This window comes from Solicola agrisoli (assembly GCF_049059935.1).
Lineage (GTDB): Bacteria > Actinomycetota > Actinomycetes > Propionibacteriales > Nocardioidaceae > JAURVT01.
Window position 1 is genome coordinate 1 of the sequence record NZ_JBMGQR010000044.1, and the last position, 22,909, is coordinate 22,909.

A 22,909-nucleotide genomic window follows, 5' to 3' on the forward strand; every position below is an offset into this window, starting at 1 on the left:
GGCGGGTTCTCCGCGGGCCAGCCCAAGTACAACTTCCAGCTGCCGCTCGCCGGGCGCACCGAGGACCAGGTGCTGGCCGGGATGAACCAGCTGTGGCGCCGCAACATCAAGAAGGCCGCCAAGCAGGGTGTCGAGGTCGTGCAGGGCACCCGCGACGACCTCGCCGCGTTCCACTCCACGTACGTCGAGACCGCCGAGCGCGACCACTTCACCCCGCGACCCCTCGGCTACTTCGAGACCATGTGGGACGCGCTGCGCGCCGAGGACCCCGACCGGATGCGCCTGTACCTCGCCCGCCACGAGGGCGACCTCGTCGCCGCGACGACGATGGTGCGCGTCGGCGAGCACGCCTGGTACTCCTACGGCGCGTCCACCACGGCCAAGCGCGACGTCCGCGGGTCGAACGCGATCCAGTGGCAGATGATCCGCGACGCGATGGCCCAGGGCGCGGGCGTGTACGACATGCGCGGCATCACCGACACGCTCGACCCGGACGACAGCCACGTCGGCCTGATCCAGTTCAAGGTCGGCACCGGCGGCGAGGCCGTGGAGTACCTGGGCGAGTGGGACCTGCCGATCTCGCGGCTGCTCTACACCGCTTTCGACACGTACATGAAACGACGACGCTGACATGAAGAGGCGCTGACATGACGCTCACGCTCACCGTCGACGGCGACCGCTGGCGCGCGCACCTGCGCCAGGTGGCCGACGAGAATCCCGGCCTGGTGCCGGTGCTCAAGGGCAACGGCTACGGCTTCGGCGTGCCGCGCCTGGCCCGCCGCGCCGCGTGGCTCGGCGTCGACACCGTGGCCGTGGGCACCTACGCCGAGGTGCCCGAGGTGCTGACCCGCTTCGACGGCGACGTCCTCGTGCTCAGCCCGTGGCGCCCGTTCCTGCCCGAGCTCGCCGACCCGCAGACGTACGACCCCCGCGTCGTGCACACCGTCGGGCGCACCGACGACCTCCGGGCGCTGGCGCAGGCGGCGCCGGCGGGCACCCGCGTCGTCCTCGAGGGCGTGACGTCGATGGCCCGCCACGGCTTCGACCGGCACGCGCTCACCGACGCCGCCGGCGCCCTGGGACGCCTGCGCATGGTCGGCTTCGCGGTGCACCTGCCGATGACCGGCGGCCACCTGGACGAGACCGACCGCTGGGCCGCCGCCGTCGAGGCCTCGCGTCTCGCCGACCGGTTCGACGGGCGTCCGCAGCTGTTCGTCTCCCACCTCGGCGCCGCCGAGCTCGTCGCGCTGCGCGAGCGGCGTCCCGGCTTCGACGTGCGCCCGCGCGTCGGCACCCAGCTGTGGCTCGGCGACCGCGGTGCGCTGCGCGTGCGTGCGCAGGTGCTCGACACCCACCCGGTCGAGCGCGGCGAGCGCATCGGCTACCGCCAGCGCCCGATGCCGGTCGGCGGCACCCTGCTCGTCGTGTCGGGCGGCACCGCCCACGGCATCGGCCTGGAGGCCCCGACGGCCGCGTCGGGCCTGCGTCAGCGGGCCACCTCCCTGGCCAAGGGCGGGCTCGAGGCGGCCGGGCTCGCGCTGTCGCCGTTCAGCGTCGGCGGCAAGCAGCGCTGGTTCGCCGAGCCGCCGCACATGCAGGCGAGCATGCTGCTGCTGCCGTCGTCGGTGCGCGTCCCCGAGGTCGGCGACGAGCTCGACGTCCAGGTCCGGTTCACCACCACGCGCTTCGACGTCGTCGACGTCAGCTGACGACCGGCTGGTCCGCCGGGAGCCGCGCCGGCCGGTCGTCGCGCGTGGACGCGCGGACCACCCGCCACGCGATCCACCACGTGGCAGCCAGGCGCAGCAGCAGCCCGACGACGGCGAGCGGGTCGCTGCCGTCGATCGCGACGGTCGCGCCCGCCGCCTGCCACGCACCGGTCAGGTGGGCGAGCACCTCGGCGAGCTGCCACAGCCCGATGTCGCGGACGGCCGTCGGTCCCCGGTGCGCGAGCACCACGAAGGGCAGCAGCCAGAGCCCCTGCGCCGGCAGGTCGACCGTCGACACCGTCACCAGGCCCGCGAGGCTCACCACGACGAGTGCCGCGGGGTCGATCGACCACCGGCGCACCTGCCCGAGGCCCACCACGAGCACGAGCACCAGGAGCCACCCGACGGCGCTCAGCAGACCGACCCGTCCGGGCTCGGGGCTGACCCCGACCGCCGCGAGCAGGCCCCACGTCGTCCTGGGCCCGCGTCCGGCGGTCAGCGCCTGGGTGAGCGCCGCGCTCGACTCGCCCCCGGTGAGCACGAACGCCGCCGTGGTGAGCACGATCCAGGTGACGAACGTCGACGCCAGCACCCGCGTCGCGACCGCGCCGGCGACCCGGAGCACCACCGCGACGAGCGCCACGAGGACGGCCAGCGCGAGCCCGGCCGACGCCAGCGCCACACCGCAGAGCACCCCGGCGAGCACCGGTCTCCGCGACCGCCACGCGACGAACCCGGCCACCGCCAGGGCCACCGGCACCATCGACCAGCCCGCCAGGCCACCGACCACGAGCACCGGCGGGGCGGCCAGCCACCACAGCCGCGACGGCACCAGCGGGCCGCGGCCCCCGCCGAGGACCGAGCGCTCCGCCGCCTCCTCGCGCCGGACCACGCGGGCGACCAGGGCCACCACGAGCCAGAAGGCCAGCAGCTGCAGGAGCGTGGCCAGGGCGGTGTACGCCAAGGCCTCGCCCCGGACGTCGGGGCGCTCGGAGAGGGTCTCGAGCGGGACGTCGTCACGTCCCGCGGTGTCGCCGCCGCGCAGGGTGCGGGCGACGGCGGCCGTGCCCCAGGCCAGCGTGGCCACGGGGGCGCTCAGGTCGGACGGCTGGTGCCGCCCGCCCTCGTCCGCGAGCGGCAGCACGCCCTCGGCCAGCCCGAGGTCGACGTAGTCGCGCGGCAGGTCGTTCGCGCAGAGCAGCGTCTGGTCGCGGGGAGGGTCCCACCAGGCGGCGTCGTCACCGGTGGCGCACGGCACCGAGCGCAGCACCGTCACCAGGCTCGCGACGACCGCCGCCGCGAGCAGCAGCCGGACCGGCGTCCACCAGGGGTGCGGGCGCGCCCGCACCCCCGACGGGCCGATCACGACTCAGTCCTGGCGGCCGCCGGGCAGCGGCGGGTCGGCCGGGTCCGTCGTCGGCGGCTGCGTGGTGGCCGGCGGCGCGGTGGTCGCGGGAGGCGCGGTCGTCGGCGCGGGCGTCGTCGGCTCAGGCTCGGTGGTCTCCTCGTCGCGCGGACGGGCGGTCTCCTCGTCACGGTCCCGCTCGGTCTGACGCGGCGTCGAGCGCGTGGCCGGCGGCACGTAGGTGGTGCCCTCCTTGGCGCGGATGTTGGCCGCCGGGGGGAACGTGCCGCACTCGTCGCCGTCGATCTCGCCGTCCATGATGTTGGCGAAGGTGCGCGCCGGGTACTGGCCGCCGAAGAACGGCTGCAGGTAGCCCTCGAGGTCGGCGTTGCCGTTCTTGCCGCGGACGTACATGACGGCGGTCGACATCTTGGGCGTGTAGCCGACGAACCACGACGACGACACCCGCTGGGCCGCACCCGGCTTGGACTGGAACGTCGCCGTGCCCGTCTTGCCGGCCGTCGGGCACATCGTGCGCCCGTTGACGCCGGTGCCGTCGGACTGCGTGACCCCCTGCAGGGCCGAGGTGACGTCGGCCGCGACGGCGGCGGAGAAGCCGCGCTCGGTCTTGACCTCGTGGTCGTAGAGCACGTCGCCCTTGCTGTCGGACACCTTGGACACCACGAACCACTCGTGACGCATGCCCTTGTTGGCGAACGTCGCGTACGCGTTGGCCATGTCGATGACCGGGACGGGCTCGACGCCGAGCGAGGTGACGGGCACCGACGGGATGCGCTGGACGACGTTGGCCGGGATGCCGGCGTCACGGGCCGCCTTGCGGATCTCGTCCGGGCCGTCGTCCATCTGCTCGGTGAGGTCGACGAACGCGGTGTTGATCGACTTCTGGGTGGCGCGCTTGAGGCTGACGCGTCCGAAGGACTCACCGCCGGAGTCGCCCTGGTTGCCGACGGTGTCGTTGCCGACCCGGATGGGCGAGTTGCCGTTCAGGCTCGTGTTGAGGCTGTAGCCGTTGCGCAGCGCCGCGGCGACCGCGAAGGGCTTGAAGGTCGAGCCGGGCTGGGCACCGCTGGTGGCCCAGTTCAGCTGGCTCTCCAGGTAGTCCGGGCCGCCGTACATGGCGCGGACCGCACCGGTGGCGGTGTCGATCGACGTCGACGCGACGTGCAGCTGGCTGAGGTCGTCCGGAGCGGTCTCCTTGATCGCCTCGACCGTGGCGTTCTGCGCCTTGCGGTTGAAGGTGGTGCGGACGTTCAGGCCGCCGCCGTTGATCTGCGCGTCGGTGAAGCCCTGCTTCTGCAGCTGCAGGTCGGTGAGCCGCAGCAGGTAGCCCTTGGTGCCGCCGAAGCGGCTGCGCTGCTCCTGGTCGGCGAACGACGGCAGGCGGTCGCTGACCTCGTCGGCCTGCGCCTGGGTGATCGCCTCGGACTTGACCATGCCGTCGAGCACGTAGTCGTAGCGCTGGAGCAGCCGCTCGCGGGTCTGGTCCGAGCCGAAGGGGTCCATGCCGCTGGGCGAGTTGACGACCGCCGACAGCATGGCCGCCTCGTCGATGCTCAGCTCGGACGCCGGCTTGCCGAAGTAGCGCTCGGACGCGGCCTGCACGCCGTAGGCGCCGTTGCCGTAGTACACGGTGTTGAGGTAGCCCTCGAGGATGTCGTCCTTGGAGAGCTGGTTGTGGATCTTGATGGACAGGATCGCCTCGCGCGCCTTGCGCTTGAGGGTCTGCTCCTGCGTCAGGTAGAGCACCTTGACGTACTGCTGGGTGATCGTCGACGCGCCCTGCGTGCTGTCGCTCGTCGCGTTGTTGCGCGCGGCGCGGACGATGCCGCGCAGGTCGATGCCGCGGTTGGTGTAGAAGCTGCGGTCCTCGGCGGCGATGATCGCGGCCTGCATCGAGGGGGCGACCTGGTCGAGCTCGACGTTGCGGCGGTTCTGGACCTCGAACTTGCCGATCGGCGTCTTGCCGTCGGAGTAGTAGACCGTGGTGGTCTGGGTCAGGAACTCGGCGTTGGCGTCGGGGATGTCGACGTTGCGGTAGATCAGGTAGCCGACGACGGCGCCCAGGACGGTGACCACCGCCCCGGTGATCAGGGTCCACTTGAACGCCCGACGCCACAGGGGCGCCTTGGCGCCCTTCGCGCGTCGTGACGTGGGCTTGCCGTTCTTCTCACCAGTGGCCACGGGGTGCAGTCTCCTGTCGTCTCGTCCGTCCCGAACCGGGCGCTAGGGCAGGCAGGAGCCGTGCGCCAGGCCTGGGGCAACCTCCCCAGTGTGCAGAACGAACGGTGATGAGCCGAATCCTCGGACGGTCCGAGGCGGACCTCACACCGCGATCCTCGGCCATCTGGGGGAAGCGCGTCCACCGCATCATGCCCGTGGACCGGGGTGGGGGTACTGTCCGGACCTGACATACTGCAAGCATGTTAGGTCCGGACGACGAAGGAGCACAGATGGCATCGGTACGCGTGGCGATCGTCGGGGTGGGCAACTGCGCCACGTCCCTGGTCCAGGGCGTCGAGTACTACCGCGACGCCGACCCCTCGGGCGTCGTCCCCGGCCTCATGCACGTGACGTTCGGCGAGTACCACGTCGGCGACGTCGAGTTCGTGGCCGCGTTCGACGTCGACGCCAAGAAGGTCGGCTTCGACCTGTCCGAGGCGACGCGCGCCAGCGAGAACAACACCATCCGCATCGCCGACGTGCCGCCGCTCGGCGTCACCGTGCAGCGCGGTCACACGCTCGACGGCCTCGGCAAGTACTACCGCGAGACCATCGAGGAGGCCGACGCCGAGCCGGTCGACGTCGTGCAGGTGCTGCGCGACACCGGGGCCGACGTGCTCGTGTCCTACCTCCCGGTGGGCTCGGAGGAGGCCGACAAGTTCTACGCCCAGTGCGCGATCGACGCCGGCGTCGCGTTCGTCAACGCGCTGCCGGTCTTCATCGCGTCCGACCCCGTGTGGGCCAAGAAGTTCGAGGACGCCGGCGTCCCGGTCATCGGCGACGACATCAAGAGCCAGGTGGGTGCGACGATCACGCACCGCGTCATGGCCAAGCTGTTCGAGGACCGCGGCGTCGTGCTCGACCGCACGTACCAGCTCAACGTCGGCGGCAACATGGACTTCAAGAACATGCTCGAGCGCGACCGCCTGGAGTCCAAGAAGGTCTCCAAGACGCAGGCCGTGACGTCGAACCTCGGCCACGACCTCGGTGAGAAGAACGTCCACATCGGGCCCAGCGACTACGTCCAGTGGCTCGACGACCGCAAGTGGGCCTACGTCCGCCTCGAGGGTCGCGCGTTCGGCGACGTCCCGCTGAACCTGGAGTACAAGCTCGAGGTCTGGGACTCCCCCAACTCCGCCGGCATCATCATCGACGCCATCCGCGCCGCCAAGATCGCCAAGGACCGCGGCATCGGCGGCCCGCTGGTCAGCGCGTCGTCCTACCTGATGAAGTCGCCGCCGGTGCAGCGCCCGGACGACCTCGGCCGCGCCAAGCTCGAGGCCTACATCGCCGGCGACGAGGAACGCTGACGCAGGCGGCTGCCGCGCGCCCTACGATCGGGACGTGACGTCCGCGGGGGTGCTGTGGACGCCCGGGTTCCGGCGCCTGCTCGCGGCGCGTCTGACGTCGCAGGCCGGCGACGGCGCCTTCACCGCGGGCGTGGCGTTCCTCGTCCTGCTGTCCCCGACCTCGCAGCAGACGCCCACCGCCTACGCGGGCGTGCTCGCGCTGCTCCTGCTGCCGTTCTGCGTGGTGGGGCCGTTCGCGGCGAGCGTCATCGACCGGTGGCGCCGACGGCGCGTGCTCGTGCTGGGGCAGATGTCGCGCGTCGCGCTGGCGGCCGTCGTCGCGGTGCTGGCGCTGACCGGCGACTCCGGGCCGTGGACGTACGTGCTGGTGCTGCTGGCGCTCGGCGTCAACCGCCTGGTGCTGGCCGCGCTGTCGGCGTCGGTGCCGCACGTCGTGGGCGCCGACCGTTTCGTGGACGCGAACGCGCTGGGGCCCACGTCGGGATCGGTGACCACCGGCATCGGCATCGGTGTCGGCGGCGCCGTGGCCGCCGCCACGCAGACCGCCGGGGCGGTGCTGGTGGCGGTGGCCCTGTGGTCCCTCGCCGCGCTGGTGGCGCGCGGGTTCGGGCGCGACGAGCTCGGGCCGGACGTCCCCCTGCCGACGCCCACCCTGAGGGCGACCGCCCGCGACCTGGCCGCGGTGACGCGCCACCTGCGCGACCGCCCGCGTGCGTCCGTCGCGCTCGCCCGGTTGGGGGCCGCCCGGCTGCTCGTCGGCGCGCTGACCATCGCGACCCTGGCGGTGACGGGCACCGACGGCACCGAGGCCGCCGTCGTCGCCCTGGCCAGCGGCATCGGGTTCGGGGCCGGCGCGGTGGGCACCCCGTGGGCGTCCCGCCGGGTGCGCACCGGCACCTGGGTGGCCGGGTGCCTCGTGGTCGCCGTGGTGCTCGGCGCCGTCGGCGCCACGCTGGCCGTCCCGTGGTCGTGGGCGACGGCCGGGCTCGGGGTGGGCCTGCTCGCCCAGTCCACCAAGATCTGGACCGACACGCTGGTGCAGCGCCACGTCGACGAGCCGTTCCTCGGACGCGCGTTCACCGTCTACGACCTGGTCTACAACGCCTCGTTCGTGCTCGGCACGCTCGTGGTGCTCCCGCTGGTCTAGGCCGGCGAGACGTCGATCAGCACCTTGCCGACGACGGAGTCCTCGACGGCGGCGTGCGCGTCGGCGACCTGGTCGAGGGTGAAGTGGTGCAGCGGGAGGCCGTGCTCCTCGCCGACGCCGAACGCCCCGTCACGCAGCGCGGCGGTGACGTCCTCGGCGCCGGCCTGCAGGGCCGCGTCGCCGACGGTGTAGAGCAGCACGCCCTGGAGCCGGGCGTTGGTCGCGAAGGTCGAGCGGACGTCGAGCGTCACCTCGTCGCCGCCGTTGTTGGCGTAGAACGCGACGGTGCCGCGCGGCCGGATCACCTGGAGGTCGAGGGGCAGGTTCTGCGCGGGGGCCACCTCCACCACGAGGTCGACGCCGTCCGGGGCCAGCCCGCGGATCGCCGCGACGGTGTCGCCGGCGGTGTAGTCGACGACGTGGTGCGCGCCGGCCGCCGTCGCGAGCGCGCCCTTGGCGTCGCTGCTCACGGTGCTGATCACGGTCGCGCCCGACCAGCGCGCCAGCTGGATGGCGGCGTTGCCGACGGCTCCCGCGCCTCCGGCGACCAGCACCGTCACCCCGTCGAGCGTGCCGGGGCCGAGACGCGTCGGGCCGTCCTCGGCCACCGTCAGCGTCCGGTGGGCCGTGACGGCGGGGACGCCGAGGTCGGCGCCGACGTCGAACGAGACGCCGTCAGGCAGCGCGAAGACGCGGTCCGCGGGCAGCACCGTCTGCTCCTGCGCGGTGCCGGTGGGGCGCTGGAACGCCGCGAGCATCACCCAGACGTGGTCGCCGACGGCCAGGTGCGCGACGCCGTCGCCCACCGCGTCGACGACGCCGGAGCCGTCCTGGTTCGGGACCACCTCGGGGAACGGCATGCCGCCGCCGGTCGCGCCCTGGCGGTTCTTCCAGTCGGTGGGGTTGACCGCGGAGCGGACGACCCGCACGCGCACCTCGCCGGGGCCGGGCTCGGCGACGTCGCGGTCGGCCACGCTGAGGACGGACGGTGCTCCGGTCTGGGTGTACACGGCGGCGCGCATGAGGCTCCTTCGTCGGTGCGGGGTGGTCCTCGGGCCAACGCCCGGAGCCGCCGGGGTATGCCCACGCGCTCCCGCGGGCCGGTGCGTGCGGGTCGTGGCAGGCTGGCGCCCGTGGGTCCCGCGCACGTCCAGTTCTCCGTGTCGACCTCGCAGCCCGCACCCGCCCCGCCGGCGTCCGCGCTGCGCCTGCGCGTCCTCGACGAGGTGGCCGCGATCGTGCTGGCCGCCGGCGACGGACGGCTGCGCGTCGCCGTCGACGGACGCACCGCGGCCGGCAAGAGCACCTTCGGCCACGAGCTCGCCGGACGTCTGGCCGACGCCGGACGTCCGGTGCTGCGCGCGAGCCTCGACGACTTCAAGCGGCCGTGGGCCGAGCGCCACCTCTACGACCGCGAGTCCGGAGAGGGCTTCTACCGCAACGCGTTCGACCACGACCAGGTCCGCGACCTGCTGCTCGACCCGGCCGCGCCCGGCGGGTCAGGCGACGTCGTCCTCTGCGCGCTCGACACCTTCGCCCAGGTCGCGCGCACCGACGTCGTCGACCACGTGCCACCCGACGGGGTCCTCGTCGTCGACGGGGTGTTCGCGCTGCGCCCCGAGCTCGACGACGCGTGGGACGTGCGCGTCCGCGTCGAGGTGCCCGCCGCGGTGGCGCTGGCGCGCGGCGTCCGTCGCGACGACCCCACCTGGAGCGGCGCCGACCCCACCGAGCTGCACCGCGACCGGTACGCCGCCGCCGAGGCGGTCTACCTGCGCGAGGTGGACCCCCTCTCCCACGCCGACGTGGTCGTCGACAACACCGACCCCCAGGCCCCCCGCCTCCTCCACCCCTGACCACCCCGCCCGGTGCCGCCCTCCCCCCGACCGCCCCCCGACCGCCGAGTGGCGCAAATCCGGGGTCGACACGCGGCGCGCGGCCCGACTTTGCGCCACTCGAGACCGCTTATGCGCCACTCGGCGCGGCGGTCAGGCGTCGTCAAGGACCACGTGCGGCTCGTCGGCGTCGACGTCGGTCGGCGCGACACGGGCCATGACGTTCGTCCCCACCCCGGCCACCAGCAACGCGACCAGGAGCCAGACGGGGGTCTCGTCCCAAGGCACCACCGAGGAGAGAACCGCCGACACCGGAAGGCAGGCGACGACCCACGTCGCAGCGGCGAGGCCCCAGGCGTGGCGGGTACGCCTCCAGGCGGCGACGGCCAGGACCAGCCCGAGCAGGCCGCACAGGGCGCCGAGCGCCAACGACATGCCGGTCTCGAAGCCGTACAGCTCGGAATGGTCGACGCGAGAGTACTGCACGTGGTCGACCAGCAGGACCCCGGACGCGACCCCGCACGCCACCGCGCCGAGGAGGTCGACGGTCGTCGCGACACGCGCGGACCACGTCGCGCGGGCCGAGCCGTCCGTCGTCACCGCCCGATCATCGCTGCAAGCGGGCCGCCTCGTCCGCCGAGTGGCGCAAAAGCGGGCTCGAGCGGCGCAAATCCGGGGTCCACACCGCGTGTCGACCCCGGATTTGCGCCACTCGGCGGTCCTGGGAGCCGGGTCAGGGGGCGGGTGTGGGGTGGTGGGTCAGGGGGTGGGGCGGGCGGCCCACCACTCGAGCAGGGCGGCGCGGGCGGCGTCCTCGCCGAGGGGGCCCTGGTCGGTGCGGAGCTCGAGCAGGAAGCGGTAGGCCTCGCCGACCTCGCGGCCGGGGCCGAGGCCGAGGACCTCCATGATCTGGTTGCCGTCGAGGTCGGGGCGCATCGACTGCAGCTCCTCGGCCTCGGCCAGCACGGCGATGCGCGCCTCGAGCTCGTCGTACGTGCGCTGCAGGCGGTTGGCCTTGCGGGTGTTGCGGGTGGTGCAGTCCGCCCGCGTGAGGACGTGCAGGCGCTCGAGCTGGTCGCCGGCGTCGCGGACGTAGCGGCGCACCGCCGAGTCGGTCCACTCGCCGCTGCCGTAGCCGTGGAAGCGCAGGTGCAGCTCGACCAGCGTGGCCACCTGCTCGGTGACCTCCTTGGAGAAGCGCAGCGCCCGCATCCGCTTGCGCGTCATCTTCGCGCCGACGACGTCGTGGTGGTGGAAGGTCACGGTGCCGTCGTCGAGGAACCGGCGGGTCCTCGGCTTGCCGACGTCGTGCAGCAGCGCGGCCAGGCGCGTCACCAGGTCGGGGCCGTCAAGGCCCAGGCGCGGCTCGAGGTCGATGGCCTGCTCCAGGACGGTGAGCGAGTGCTCGTAGACGTCCTTGTGGCGGTGGTGCTCGTCGCGCTCGAGCGCCAGCGCCGGCAGCTCGGGCAGGACGTGCTGCGCCAGCCCGGTGTCGACGAGCACCGACAGGCCCGCGCGCGGGTGCGCGCCGAGCAGCAGCTTGGACAGCTCGTCGCGGACGCGCTCGGCCGAGACGATCTCGATCCGCTCGGCCATCGAGGTGATCGCCTCGGTCGCGGCGTCGTCGAGCCGGAAGCCCAGCTGGGAGACGAACCGCGCACCGCGCATCATCCGCAGCGGGTCGTCGTCGAACGAGCGCTCGGGCTCGATCGGGGTGCGCAGGAGGCCGGCGTTGAGGTCGTCCAGCCCGCCGAACGGGTCGACGAGCACCTCGCCGGGCACCCGCAGCGCCATCGCGTTGACGGTGAAGTCACGCCGCGACAGGTCGCCCTCCAGGGTGTCGCCGAACGCGACGAGCGGCTTGCGCGACCCCGGGTCGTAGGCGTCGCTGCGGTAGGTGGTGACCTCGATCAGGTGGTCGCCGTAGCGGCAGCCGATCGTGCCGAACTCGCGGCCGACGTCCCAGACGGCGTCGGCCCAGGCCTCCAGGACGCGCTCGGTCTCCTCGGGCCGCGCCGACGTCGCGAAGTCCCAGTCGTTGCCGACACGCCCGAGCAGCGCGTCGCGCACCGGACCGCCGACCAGGGCCAGCTCGTGGCCGGCCGCGGCGAAGCGGCGTCCGAGGTCCTCGACGTGGGGTGCGACCCCGACGAGGGTGCGGAGAGCGGTCCGCTGGCCGTCCGCGGACGACGCGGGCCGGGAGGGGCTGGTCTCGGGCACGTCGGCAGACTCTACGCGGACTCCCGCGCGCCCCGCGGACACCTGGATCGCGCTGACTACGATGGCCCAGATGTCCAGGACCGGTCGCGCCCACGCCTGCCTGCGCGCGGTCGTCGCGGTCGCCGCCGCGCTCGTGCTGCTGGCGATCACGGTGGCGTCCGGCGCGGGTTCGGCCACCGCGGCCGACGACGACGGCCTGGACGTCCGGCTCACCGGTCTGACCCCCACCGCCCTGGACGGCGACCGCGGCGACGTCACGCTCAGCGGCACCGTCACCAACCCCGGCCGCACCGCCTGGACCGACGCCGCGGTCTACCTCGTCGTCCGGCCGGAGCCCTACCAGACGAGCGCCGGCCTCGACGAGGCGATCGACCGTCCGTCGGCGCTGCGCGTGGGCGAGCGGCGCCTCGCCGCGTCGACCACCGCCGAGCTCGGCACGCTCGGCCCGGGCGCGGTGGCGACCTTCACCCTCACGGTCCCCTACGAGGACCTCGGCATCAGCGGCGCCGAGGGCGTCTACCCGATCGGCGCGCAGGTGCTGGCCACGCGGACCGGCGGCGAGCGCGGGTCCGACGCGGTGGGCAGCGCCTTCACGTTCCTGCCCCTGGTCACCGGCGCCACCGAGCCCGTCGGGGTGTCGGTGGTCTTCCCGTTCACCGCGCCCGTGAAGCGCACCACCGCCGGCCGCTACACCGACAGCGCCGGCTTGGTCCGCCTCGTCGGCCCCGGCGGACGGCTCCGACGGCTGCTCGACCTCGCCCGCTCCACGGCCGGCGACGCCGGCACCGCGGCGTCCAGCGGCACCACCCTGATGGTCGACCCCGCGCTGCTCGACGCCCTCGAGGACATCGCCGACCGCTCCTACGGCCCCGACCGCGCCGATCCGGCGGAGGCGTCAGCCGCGCCGGACGACGAGACCTCCGGCGACGGGTCCGCGGTGGCCCAGCGGTTCGTCGACGACTTCGTCGAGCTCGCGCAGGGCAGGCGCCTGTGGGTGCTCACCTACGGCCAGCCCGACGTCCAGGCGCTGGTCGGCGCCGACGGCCGCTCCGACGCCGAGATCACCCGGGCCGCCGACCTCGCCACCACCGCCTCGCTGGAGCGTCTCGGGCTCGAGGGCCGCCGCGTGTTCTGGCCGCCCAACGGCATCGCGCGGCGCGGCGTCGTGGAGGCCGCGGCCGACGCCGGCGCGCAGGTGAGCGTCCTGAGTCCCCGGGTGCTGCCCGACTGGGGCTCCGGCGACGGCACCTCGCTGCGGCTGGGCTCGTCCGACGGCACCCAGGTGGTGCTGCGCGACCCCACCTACCTGCGCGGCGGCAGCGAGCGCTCGTCGGCGCTCGGGGTGCGCCAGCGGATCGCCGCGCAGAGCGCGTTCGCGGCCCGCGGCGACGGACCCGCGCGCCAGGTCGTGCCCGTGCTCGGCCCCGACTTCGACCCCGGTCCCGACCCCGAGGCGGCCGGCCTGTCGCAGGTGTTCGACCTCCCGTGGGCGCGGGCGGGCGAGCCCACCGCCGACCCGCGGACCTGGCGCGACGGGGTGGCCGTGCCCGCGTCCCTGCGTCCCACCCCGGTCGGCGCCGACCAGGTGACCACGGCGCGCTCGGCGCTCGCCGCCGGACGTCGTCTCGGCGCGATCACCGACGACGCGGCGGTCACCGACTTCTACCGCCAGGGCGCCGCGCTCGCGGTCTCCCAGGTCTGGCGCGGCGACGCGGCCGAGGGCGTGCGACGGGCGACCGCCGCCGACCGGTCGGTGTCGGGCCGCCTCGGCCGGGTGAGCGTCGAGACGATCCCCGTCCTCACCCTCTCGGGCACCAGCGGACGCATCCCGCTGTCGGTGACCAACGACCTCGACAGGCCCGTCACGGTGGGCGTCCGCATCGACTCATTGTCCGGCGACCTGAAGATCCCCGACGTCGAGCCCTTCGTGATCCAGGCCGACCAGCGCCAGACGATCCGGGTCGAGGTCGACGTGGGCGAGTCGACCAACGCGGCGATGACCGCGCGGCTCACCACCGCCGAGGGCACGCCCTTCGGTGACGGCACCCGCTTCACCGTGCGCTCCAGCGTGGTCGGGCGGGCGGTCTGGATCGGCATGGCCGGCGCCGGGCTGCTCGTGCTCGTCGCGTTCGGGCGCCGGTTCGCCGTCGCCCGCCGCGGGAGGGACGCATGACCGGCGGGAGCCACCGCGCCGAGCCGCGGGGCGGTCTGTTCCGACGCCGGCGCACGGCCCCGGACGACACCACCGACGACGACACCGCCGCCGACGCCCCGGCCACCGAGCCGGTCGACGACGTCGCCGCGACGCCCGTCGCCGCACCCCCGGCACCTCCGGTCCAGGCGACCGCACCGGCGCCGCGGGTCGGTGCGCCGCTGCCCTCGCCGGGGCCCGCACCGGTGGCACCGCCGACCCCCGGCACGCCCCCGCGTCCGGTCGACCCCACCGCCGACACGGTCGTGGGTGGCATGGCCGCGGTGCCCGACGCGCCAGCGACCGCCGCACCCCCGCCCGAGCCGCCCGGCACCGCGTCGCGGGGCCGGCTGCTGTCGGCGAGCCTGTGGATGGCGCTCGGCACGGTGCTCTCGCGCGTCACCGGGTTCGTCCGCCTCGCCCTGGTCATCGCCGCGCTCGGCACCAGCCTCAACGCCGACGTCTTCACGCTCGCCAACTCCGTGCCCAACGCCCTCTACATCCTGGTGGCGGGCGGCGTCTTCAACGTGGTGCTCGTGCCGCAGCTGATCCGGGCGATGCGCAACGACGAGGACCGCGGCGAGGCGTACGCGAGCCGCGTCATCACGCTGGGGCTGCTGGTCCTGCTCGTGGCGACGGTGGTGCTCGTCGTGGCCGTTCCGGTGCTCGTCCGGATGATCTTCGACGGCGGGCTGTTCGCGCCGGAGAACGCCGGCGCCCGCGACTCGGCCTACTCGCTGATGCGGTACTGCATGCCGCAGGTGTTCTTCTACGGCGCGTTCGTGCTCGTCGGGCAGGTGCTGAACGCGCGCGAGCGGTTCGGCCCGATGATGTGGGCGCCGATCGCCAACAACGTGCTCTCGTCGGCCATCCTCGGCGGGTACATCCTGGTGTACGGGGCCGGCAACGGCGACGGTGGCTTCGGCACCGGCGAGGAGCTGCTCCTCGGGCTCGGCTCGACGCTCGGCATCGTGCTCCAGGCCGCGATCCTCGTGCCGTACCTGGGCGCGACGGGCTTCCGCTACCGCCCCCGCTTCGACTTCCGCGGCACCGGCCTCGGCCACACCGCCCGCCTCGGCGCCTGGACGCTGGCGTTCATCGTCGCCAACCAGGTGGCCTTCTTCGTGGTCAACCGGGTGGCGTCGGCCTCGGCCACCCGCGCGGCCGCGTCCGGCGCCGAGGTCGCGGGCGCCACCGTCTACCAGGCGGCGTTCCTGGTGAGCCAGGTGCCGCACGGCATCATCACCGTCTCGGTCATGACCGCGGTCATCCCGACGCTGTCGCGCTACGCCGCCGACCGCGACCTGGGCGCGGTGCGTGTCGAGCTGACGTCGTCCGCGCGCGTCGTGCTGGCGGCGATCGCCCCGCTGGCCGTGGCCGTCGCGTGCCTGGGCCAGGCCGCCGCGACGATCCTCACCTCCTACGGCGGCGCCAAGGGCGACACCCACGTCATCGGCTACACCATCAGCGCGTTCGCGCCCGGGATGCTGTTCTTCTGCATCCACTACCTGATGCTGCGCGGGTTCTACGCGATGGAGGACACCCGCACGCCGTTCCTGGTGCAGGTCTGGCTCTCGGGCACGCAGGTCTGCCTGGCCCTCGTCATCGGCGAGCTCGCCGACCCCACGCGGCTGGCCGTCTGGCTCGCGCTCGGCTACGGCGGCGCCTACCTGGTCGGTGCGTCCATCTCGGCCACCGTGCTCGGCCGCCGCATCGGCACGGTCTTCGACCGCGCGACGCTGGGCTACCTGGCCCGTCTCGCCGTCGCCTGCCTCGGCGCCGCCGTGCTGATGCTCGGCACCTGGGCAGGCCTCGAGCGGCTCGGGCTGGAGGCGACGTCGCGCACCGGTGCCCTGCTCCTCGCCGTCGTCGGGGGCGTCCTCGGGATGGGCGCCTACCTGGGCGTGGCGCGCCTGCTCAAGGTCGAGGAGGTCGGCTCCCTGCTGCGGGCCGTCACCCGACGCGGGTGACGCCGCGCACGGGCTCGGCCAACCTGCCCCGCGCCTGGGGACGACCGCCTAGTCTGGGTCGGGGACGTTCGGCCGCCCGTCCCGATCCACAGCCCGACCGGTGGCCAGAAGGCGACGGCGCGCAGGTGGACACGACCACGTTGTCCTCGGGACAGGTGCTCGGCGGTCGCTACGCGCTCAAGGACCTGATCAACGAGGGTGACGGCGTCTCGGTCTGGCTCGCCGAGGACACCTCGCTGCACCGCTCGGTCGGCGTCTCGGCGCTGAGCGCCGACGACCGTCGCGCCGCCGACTTCCTCACCGCCGCCCGTGCCTCCACCAAGGTCACCGACCCGCGGTTCCTGCGCGTCATGGACGCCGTCGAGGACGAGGACGGCGTCACCTACCTCGTCCGCGAGTGGGCGCGGGCCTTCCCGCTCGACGTCGTGCTGCGCGAGTCGACGATGCCCAGCCGGCGGGCGGCCACCATCGTCGCCGAGGTGGCCGAGGCGCTCGGCAACGCCCACGAGGCCGGCGTCTACCACCGCGAGCTGCGCCCGGCCGCGATCCTGCTCAAGGCCAGCGGCGCCGTCCGCATCACCGGCCTCGCGATCGACCACGTCATCGCCGGTCACGACCCCGAGGTCACCGACCCGCAGCACGCCGAGGACGTCGACGTCGCGGGCGTCGGCCACCTGCTGTACGCGTGCCTCACCGGGCGCTGGCCCGGCTCCATCCCCACCAGCCTGCGTCGCGCCCCCACCGAGCACGGCCGGCTGATGCGCCCGCGGCAGGTGCGCGCCGGCGTCGCGCGCGACGTCGACACCGTGTGCGACCGCGTGCTCGGCACGCCGCCGCGTCACCACGAGACCCCGCTGCGCACCGCCCGCGACCTCGCGCACCAGCTGCACCTCAGTGGCGAGGACGACCCGATCGCGCCCGACGACCAGCCGAGCCTGATCCGCACCTCGTCGCCCGACGTGTTCCGCAACGACCCGGTGGTCGTGCCGCTCGGCCCACCGCCGGCGATCAACCCGCCCAAGCCCAAGCCGGCCGCCCTCGCCCCCGCGCCGCCGAGCACCTTCGAGCGCTCCAAGGCCCGGGCCGTGCGGGCCACCCGCGGCGACCGCGCGTGGATCGTCAGCGGCGTGCTGGTGGCGCTCGTCCTCGCGCTGTCCCTGGCGTTCATCGTCGGCCAGAACGCCGGCTCGACCGACACCCCGACCACGATCCCGTCAGGCGGCGACGACACGCGCGTCCAGGTGGAGCCGCTCGAGATCCGGCGCGTGCTGCCGATCGACCCCGAGGGCCAGGACGACGGTCAGGAGAACAACGACGAGGCGGGCCTGGCCGTCGACGGCGACCGCGCCACCGGCTGGCGCACGTCGGAGTACTACGGGTCGGCCGACCTCGCCGGCCTCAAGCGCGGCGTCGGCCTGGTCGTCGACCTCGGCGAGCAGCGCAACGTCCACGGCCTGCAGCTGACGCTCGGCGGCGAGCCCACCTCGTTGGCGGTGTACGCGAGCCCTCCGGGCGAGACGCGCACGCCGCGCAGCATCCGCGGGCTCCAGCGGCTGGGCAACCTCGACGGCACCGGCCCCAGCGCCTCGTTCTCCAACCCGCCCGCGCAGACCCGGTTCGTCGTGATCTGGCTGACCGAGCTGCCGGAGGTGCGCCCGGGCGTCTTCCAGGGCCAGGTCGACGAGGTCGAGGTGCGCGGCACGCCGTGACGGACCCGTCCGGCCTCGTCGGCGTGGCAGGCTGGCCCGCGTGAGCGACGACGCCGGCGCCGTGGACCAGCGGTCCGACGCCGACCTGCTGCGCGCGCACGTCGACGGCGACCCCGACGCGTTCGCCGAGGTCGTGCGCCGCCACCAGGGACGTCTGTGGGCGGTCGCCCTGCGCACGCTCGGCCACCGCGAGGAGGCCGCCGACGCGCTGCAGGAGGCGCTCGTCAAGGCGTTCCGGTCGGCCGACTCCTTCCGCGGCGACGCCCAGGTGACCACGTGGCTGCACCGGGTGGTGGTCAACGCGTGCATCGACCGCACCCGCCGCAACGCCGTCCGTCCCGCCGACCCGCTGCCGGACGACCCCGACCGGCTCGCCGCGCTGGCCACCACCGACGGCGACCCCACCACCGACCGTCAGCGACGCGTCGACGTGATCGCCGCGCTGCAGCAGCTGCCCGTCGACCAGCGCGCCGCCCTGGTGCTCGTCGACATGGAGGGCTACTCGGTGGACGAGGCCGCCGACCTCCTCGAGACCCGGCCGGGCACGGTGAAGTCGCGCTGCTCGCGCGGACGCGCCCGGTTGGCGCCGATCCTGGCCGACTGGCGGAACCGGGAGCCGTCCCCGCCCGTCACACCGACGGGGACGTCCGCGCCCCCGCCCGCCGACCACCCAGAGGAAGGAGCACCGTGACCGACCACGACCGTCCCGCACCGGGCGACGAGCACCCCGACGTCACGGCCCTGCTCGCCGCGGACCCCGCCCCGCCCATCCCCGACGACGTCGCCGCACGCCTGCAGGCCGCGCTGCGCGCGGAGTCCGACGCCCGCGTCGCCGGCACCCGTCCGCGGGTGACCCCGATCGAGGCGGCCCGGCGGCGGCGTCGCGTCGTCCCGGCGCTGGCGGCCGCGGCCGTCGTCGTCGCGGTGGTGGCCGTGGGTGGCACCGCGCTCGTCCGGACCGGCGGAGGAGGCGGGGGCAGCGACGCGTCCAGCTCCGCCGAGGCCGGCGGTGCGGCCGACCGCGAGTCCGCGCCGTCCGAGCCGGGTGCGCTCGCGGCGCCGGAGGAGCCGGGCGCGGCCGACGGGTCCGGGGGCCGGCGGCTCGCCGAGGCGCAGGAGGCCGTCGACACCGGCCAGGCCCCCGCCGCGCTGCCGGCGCGCCCCGGCGCGCTGACCTGCACCGCCGACCAGCTCGACGTCACCAGCCGTCTGGCCGTGTCGTACCGGGGCGACCTCGCCTGGCTCGTGACCGTTCCCGGCGACGGCGCGGACGGCCCGGAGTACGTGGTCTACGGCTGCCAGGGCGACGACGCGCGCCGGCTCGCGGTCGTCCGCCCGTCCTGAGGCGCTGCGGGAATCCCCACCGCCTACCCTTGGTTGGAGTCCACGGGTCGACGTCCGGCCCCCATCGACGCGAGAGAGAGCACCTCATGTCCAGCGACGTGCGCAACGTCATCATCATCGGCTCGGGCCCCGCGGGCTACACCGCCGCGATCTACACCGCGCGCGCCAACCTGCTCCCGCTCGTCTTCGAGGGCTCCGTCACCGCCGGTGGCGCGCTGATGAACACCACGGACGTCGAGAACTTCCCCGGGTTCCCCCAGGGCGTCATGGGCCCGGCCCTGATGGACGACCTCCGCGCCCAGGCCGAGCGCTTCGGCGCGGAGCTGGTGCCCGAGGACGTCATTGAGGTCGACCTCACCGGCGACGTCAAGATCGTGCGCACCGACTCCGGTGAGTTCAAGGCGCGCTCGGTGATCCTGGCCACCGGCTCGGGCTACCGCAAGCTCGACGTCGACGGCGAGGACCGCCTGTCCGGCCACGGCGTCAGCTGGTGCGCCACGTGCGACGGCTTCTTCTTCCGCGAGCAGGAGATCGTCGTCGTCGGCGGTGGCGACTCCGCCGTCGAGGAGGCCACCTTCCTGACCCGCTTCGCCTCCAAGGTGACGCTGGTGCACCGCCGCGACTCGCTGCGCGCCTCGGCGATCATGCAGGACCGCGCGTTCACCAACGACAAGATCGAGATGGCCTGGAACAGCGCCGTCGAGGCCATTCACGGCGACGACAAGCTCACCGGCGTCACGCTGAAGGACACCGTCACGGGCGAGACCCGCGAGCTGCCCGCCACGGGCCTGTTCGTGGCCATCGGCCACGATCCGCGCTCGGAGCTGCTCGGCGGTCAGGTCGACCTCGACGACGAGGGCTACGTCCTGGTGCAGAACGGCTCGACGGCCACCAACCTCGACGGCGTGTTCGCGTGCGGCGACCTGGTCGACCACACCTACCGCCAGGCGATCACGGCGGCCGGCACCGGCTGCCAGGCCGCCCTCGACGCCGAGAAGTTCCTCGCCGCCCTGGAGCAGATCGAGGCGCACGAGCTCGCCTCGGCCTGAGGGGTTCGCCGACGCGGGAATGTCCGCGGCAGCCCGTAGCGTTGGACCTCTCGTAGCACCCAGTCTTCACCCACAGCACCGGCCCATCGACCGGTCGACCCTCGAGGAGCATGACCCGTGGCCAACATCAATGCCGTCACCGACGCCGAGTTCAAGGACACCGTCCTGGGGTCCGACAAGCCCGTGCTGGTCGACTTCTGGGCCGAGTGGTGCGGCCCGTGCCGTCAGGTCGGCCCGATCCTCGAGGAGATCGCCGCCGAGCACGGCGACAACCTCACGATCGTCAAGCTCAACGTCGACGAGAACCCGCAGACGCCGGCGCAGTACCGCGTCACGGGCATCCCGACGATGAACGTCTACCAGAACGGCGAGGTCGTCAAGACCATCGTCGGCGCCAAGCCCAAGGCCGCTCTCCTGAAGGATCTCCAGGAGTTCACGGGCTGACACCAGCCCCCTGAGCGTCAGGGCCCGGCTCCCCTCGTGGGGGCCGGGCCCTAGTCTTGCCCGGTGAGCAGCACGCCGGTCCCCCAGGGGCGCTCGACCCGTCTGGACTCCTACGTCGACCGGTACGCCGCACGCACCCAGGGCATGACCGCCTCGGAGATCCGGGCACTCTTCTCGGTCGCGAGCCGTCCCGAGGTGGTCTCGCTGGCCGGGGGGATGCCCAACATCTCCGGGCTGCCGCTCGACGTCGTCAGCCAGAGCCTGGCCGACCTCGTCGCCGACCGGGGCACCGTCGCCATGCAGTACGCGTCGGCCCAGGGCGACCCGGTGCTGCGCGAGCAGATCACCGAGGTGATGCGCCTGGAGGGCATCAAGGCCCACCCCGACGACGTGTGCGTCACCGTGGGCAGCCAGCAGGCCGTCGACCTCGTCACCCGGATCTTCTGCGACCCCGGCGACGTCGTGCTCTGCGAGGCACCGAGCTACGTCGGGGCGCTCGGGGTGTTCCGCGCGTACCAGTGCGACGTCGTGCACGTCGCCATGGACGACGACGGGTTGGTGCCCGAGGCGCTGCGGCAGGCGATCGCGTCGGTGCAGGCCGCCGGCAAGCGGATCAAGTTCCTCTACACGATCCCGAACTTCCACAACCCCGCCGGCGTCTCGCTCGCGACGGAGCGCCGCGCGGAGATCCTCCAGATCTGCGCCCAGGCCGACCTCCTGGTGCTCGAGGACAACCCGTACGGGCTCCTGGGCTTCGCCGACGAGCCCTTCCGCGCCCTGCGGGCCGACGAGGCCGAGCGCGTGGTCTACCTCGGCTCGTTCTCCAAGACCTTCGCGCCCGGCTTCCGGGTCGGCTGGGTGCTCGCGCCGCACGCCGTCCGCGAGAAGCTGGTGCTGGCGCAGGAGTCGGCCACGCTGTGCCCGCCGACGTTCTCGCAGCTGGCCGTCTCGTCCTACCTGGCCGACCACGACTGGCAGGGCCAGGTGAAGGCGTTCCGCGAGATGTACCGCGAGCGCCGCGACGCGATGCTCGGTGCGCTGGAGGACCAGATGCCCGCCGGCACCACGTGGACGCGGCCCGAGGGCGGGTTCTACGTGTGGCTGACGCTGCCCGAGGGCATCGACGCCAAGGCCATGCTGCCGCGCGCCGTCACCGCGCGGGTCGCCTACGTCCCCGGCACCGCGTTCTACGCCGACGGCTTCGGGTCGTCGTGCATGCGGCTGTCGTACTGCTACCCCTCGCCCGCGCGCATCGTCGAGGGCGTCCGGCGGCTGTCCGGCGTGATCGACGCCGAGATGGACCTGCGCCGGACGTTCGGCGCGCCCGTGCCCCGGGTCGAGCGCGGGTACGACACCCCCCAGTCCGACCTGTCCTGACGCGGCCCGTCCGCACGCCCCGATCGGAGCACCCCATGGAGCCCACCCCCGGCCGCGTCGTCGTCCTCGCCGGCGGCCTGTCCCACGAGCGCGACGTGTCGCTGAAGTCCGGGCGCCGGGTCAGCGACGCGTTGCGCTCGGCGGGCCTCGAGGTCGAGGAGTCCGACCTCGACGCCCACCTCCTGGAGGGCCTGCGCGCCGACCCACCGTCGTGCGTGGTGCCGCTCGTGCACGGTGAGGCCGGCGAGGACGGGGCCGTCCGCGAGGTCCTGGAGATGCTCGGCGTCCCCTACGTCGGCTCCACCCCCGGTGCCTGCCGGCTCGCGTTCGACAAGCCCGTCGCCAAGCAGGTCGTGGCCGCCGCCGGCATCGCCACCCCGCGGTCGGTCGCGCTGCCCCACGAGATGTTCCGCGAGCTGGGCGCGTCCACCGTGATGGAGCTGCTCGTGGGCACCGTCGGTCTCCCCCTCGTGGTCAAGCCCGCGCGCGGCGGCTCGGCCCTCGGCGTGAGCGTCGTGCACGAGCCCGCCGAGCTGCCTGCGGCGATGGTGGCCTGCTTCGCCTACGGGTCGGTCGCGCTCGTCGAGCAGCTGGTGCGCGGCGACGAGGTCGCCGTCGGCGTCGTCGACACCGGTGACGGACCCGTGGCGCTGCCCGCGGTCGGCATCGCACCCCGCTCGGGCGTCTACGACTACGCCGCTCGCTACACCGCCGGCGAGACCGAGTTCCACACCCCCGCCCACCTGTCGCCCGCGACGGCGGCCGAGGTGGCCCGCGTCGCCGTCGCCGCCCACGAGGCCCTCGGGCTGCGGCACCTGTCGCGGTCCGACCTGATCGTCGACGCCGACGGCACGGTCTGGTTCCTCGAGGTCAACGTCGCGCCCGGCATGACCGAGACGTCGTCGGTGCCGCTCGCCATCGACGCCTCGGACTGGAACCTGGCCGGCCTGTGCGCCGCCCTGGTGACCCGGGCCAGCGGGTCGGCCTGACGCAGGCGCTTTGGCGTCTAGTCGTCAGA

At 74.0% G+C, this 22,909-nt stretch carries 19 protein-coding genes; 14 read left to right on the forward strand and 5 right to left on the reverse strand.

The features are described 5' to 3' along the window. Together ACI6PP_RS14985 and ACI6PP_RS14990 are read left to right on the forward strand one after the other, a co-directional pair. Positions 1-630, forward strand: a 630-nt coding sequence (locus tag ACI6PP_RS14985; protein WP_421112408.1) for a lipid II:glycine glycyltransferase FemX, incomplete at its 5' end; no start/stop codon positions are given. A gap of 17 nt (positions 631-647) precedes the next feature. After that, positions 648-1,709 carry an alanine racemase gene (locus ACI6PP_RS14990; protein ID WP_421112409.1) on the forward strand — a complete coding sequence of 354 codons (1,062 nt, stop codon included), beginning with the start codon at positions 648-650 and terminating at the stop codon, positions 1,707-1,709. On the opposite strand, the gene ACI6PP_RS14995 is transcribed toward ACI6PP_RS14990, so the two are convergent. Beyond that, complete coding sequence (locus ACI6PP_RS14995) at positions 1,702-3,075, reverse strand: hypothetical protein (RefSeq protein WP_421112410.1); 1,374 nt, start codon at positions 3,073-3,075, stop codon at positions 1,702-1,704. The two genes, ACI6PP_RS14990 and ACI6PP_RS14995, sit on opposite strands and share 8 nt — an antisense overlap. A gap of 3 nt (positions 3,076-3,078) precedes the next feature. Beyond that, positions 3,079-5,256, reverse strand: a complete 2,178-nt coding sequence (locus ACI6PP_RS15000) for a transglycosylase domain-containing protein (RefSeq protein ID WP_421112411.1) — start codon at positions 5,254-5,256, stop codon at positions 3,079-3,081. A 269-nt stretch (positions 5,257-5,525) separates the two neighbouring features. Here ACI6PP_RS15000 and ACI6PP_RS15005 point away from each other — a divergent pair, with 269 nt between their 5' ends. After that, the gene (locus ACI6PP_RS15005; protein ID WP_421112412.1) at positions 5,526-6,605 is read left to right on the forward strand and encodes an inositol-3-phosphate synthase; all 1,080 of its coding nucleotides are present in this window, start codon (positions 5,526-5,528) and stop codon (positions 6,603-6,605) included. 34 nt (positions 6,606-6,639) lie between these two features. Next, positions 6,640-7,752 (forward strand): MFS transporter, encoded by a 1,113-nt coding sequence (locus ACI6PP_RS15010; protein ID WP_421112413.1) that lies wholly within the window; start codon positions 6,640-6,642, stop codon positions 7,750-7,752. Here the strand turns inward: ACI6PP_RS15010 and ACI6PP_RS15015 are convergent. Further along, a complete protein-coding gene (locus tag ACI6PP_RS15015; protein ID WP_421112414.1) occupies positions 7,749-8,774 on the reverse strand; it encodes an NADPH:quinone reductase in 1,026 nt (341 codons plus the stop codon). The genes ACI6PP_RS15010 and ACI6PP_RS15015 overlap by 4 nt on opposite strands. A 111-nt stretch (positions 8,775-8,885) precedes the next feature. Between ACI6PP_RS15015 and ACI6PP_RS15020 the strand changes: the two genes are divergently transcribed. Beyond that, on the forward strand, positions 8,886-9,608 hold the full coding sequence (locus ACI6PP_RS15020) for a nucleoside/nucleotide kinase family protein (protein ID WP_421112415.1): 723 nt from the start codon (positions 8,886-8,888) through the stop codon (positions 9,606-9,608). A gap of 132 nt (positions 9,609-9,740) precedes the next feature. On the opposite strand, the gene ACI6PP_RS15025 is transcribed toward ACI6PP_RS15020, so the two are convergent. Together ACI6PP_RS15025 and ACI6PP_RS15030 are read right to left on the reverse strand one after the other, a co-directional pair. After that, positions 9,741-10,187: a hypothetical protein gene (locus tag ACI6PP_RS15025; RefSeq protein WP_421112416.1), complete on the reverse strand. Its 447-nt coding sequence runs from the start codon at positions 10,185-10,187 to the stop codon at positions 9,741-9,743. A 159-nt stretch (positions 10,188-10,346) separates the two neighbouring features. Then, entirely contained in the window at positions 10,347-11,807 is a 1,461-nt protein-coding gene (locus ACI6PP_RS15030; protein WP_421112417.1) for a CCA tRNA nucleotidyltransferase, read from the reverse strand. Between the two features lie 70 nt (positions 11,808-11,877). Here ACI6PP_RS15030 and ACI6PP_RS15035 point away from each other — a divergent pair, with 70 nt between their 5' ends. The 9 genes from ACI6PP_RS15035 (at position 11,878) to ACI6PP_RS15075 (ending at position 22,880) form a co-directional block, all read left to right on the forward strand. Next, on the forward strand, positions 11,878-13,980 hold the full coding sequence (locus ACI6PP_RS15035) for a DUF6049 family protein (protein ID WP_421112418.1): 2,103 nt from the start codon (positions 11,878-11,880) through the stop codon (positions 13,978-13,980). Continuing rightward, positions 13,977-15,968, forward strand: a complete 1,992-nt coding sequence (murJ, locus tag ACI6PP_RS15040; protein ID WP_421112419.1) for a murein biosynthesis integral membrane protein MurJ — start codon at positions 13,977-13,979, stop codon at positions 15,966-15,968. The genes ACI6PP_RS15035 and murJ overlap by 4 nt, the downstream gene beginning before the upstream one ends. A 125-nt stretch (positions 15,969-16,093) precedes the next feature. Then, positions 16,094-17,677, forward strand: a complete 1,584-nt coding sequence (locus ACI6PP_RS15045) for a protein kinase family protein (protein ID WP_421112420.1) — start codon at positions 16,094-16,096, stop codon at positions 17,675-17,677. 40 nt (positions 17,678-17,717) lie between these two features. Then, positions 17,718-18,368 (forward strand): RNA polymerase sigma factor SigM, encoded by a 651-nt coding sequence (sigM, locus tag ACI6PP_RS15050; protein WP_421112421.1) that lies wholly within the window; start codon positions 17,718-17,720, stop codon positions 18,366-18,368. Continuing rightward, the gene (locus ACI6PP_RS15055; protein ID WP_421112422.1) at positions 18,365-19,021 is read left to right on the forward strand and encodes a hypothetical protein; all 657 of its coding nucleotides are present in this window, start codon (positions 18,365-18,367) and stop codon (positions 19,019-19,021) included. The genes sigM and ACI6PP_RS15055 overlap by 4 nt, the downstream gene beginning before the upstream one ends. 86 nt (positions 19,022-19,107) lie before the next feature. Beyond that, positions 19,108-20,070 carry a thioredoxin-disulfide reductase gene (gene trxB / locus ACI6PP_RS15060; RefSeq protein WP_421112423.1) on the forward strand — a complete coding sequence of 321 codons (963 nt, stop codon included), beginning with the start codon at positions 19,108-19,110 and terminating at the stop codon, positions 20,068-20,070. A gap of 117 nt (positions 20,071-20,187) precedes the next feature. Then, entirely contained in the window at positions 20,188-20,514 is a 327-nt protein-coding gene (trxA, locus tag ACI6PP_RS15065; protein WP_421112424.1) for a thioredoxin, read from the forward strand. 63 nt (positions 20,515-20,577) lie between these two features. Continuing rightward, the gene (locus ACI6PP_RS15070; protein ID WP_421112425.1) at positions 20,578-21,891 is read left to right on the forward strand and encodes an aminotransferase-like domain-containing protein; all 1,314 of its coding nucleotides are present in this window, start codon (positions 20,578-20,580) and stop codon (positions 21,889-21,891) included. Between the two features lie 35 nt (positions 21,892-21,926). Continuing rightward, entirely contained in the window at positions 21,927-22,880 is a 954-nt protein-coding gene (locus ACI6PP_RS15075; protein WP_421112426.1) for a D-alanine--D-alanine ligase family protein, read from the forward strand. Positions 22,881-22,909: the final 29 nt, after the last annotated feature.

Coding starts and splice junctions, on each gene's coding strand:
- ACI6PP_RS15035 (WP_421112418.1), top strand. CDS start 11,878: ATGTCCAGGACCGGTCGCGCCCACGCCTGCCTGCGCGCGGTCGTCGCG.
- ACI6PP_RS15005 (WP_421112412.1), top strand. CDS start 5,526: ATGGCATCGGTACGCGTGGCGATCGTCGGGGTGGGCAACTGCGCCACG.
- ACI6PP_RS15075 (WP_421112426.1), top strand. CDS start 21,927: ATGGAGCCCACCCCCGGCCGCGTCGTCGTCCTCGCCGGCGGCCTGTCC.
- ACI6PP_RS15015 (WP_421112414.1), bottom strand. CDS start 8,774: ATGCGCGCCGCCGTGTACACCCAGACCGGAGCACCGTCCGTCCTCAGC.
- ACI6PP_RS14990 (WP_421112409.1), top strand. CDS start 648: ATGACGCTCACGCTCACCGTCGACGGCGACCGCTGGCGCGCGCACCTG.
- trxB (WP_421112423.1), top strand. CDS start 19,108: ATGTCCAGCGACGTGCGCAACGTCATCATCATCGGCTCGGGCCCCGCG.
- murJ (WP_421112419.1), top strand. CDS start 13,977: ATGACCGGCGGGAGCCACCGCGCCGAGCCGCGGGGCGGTCTGTTCCGA.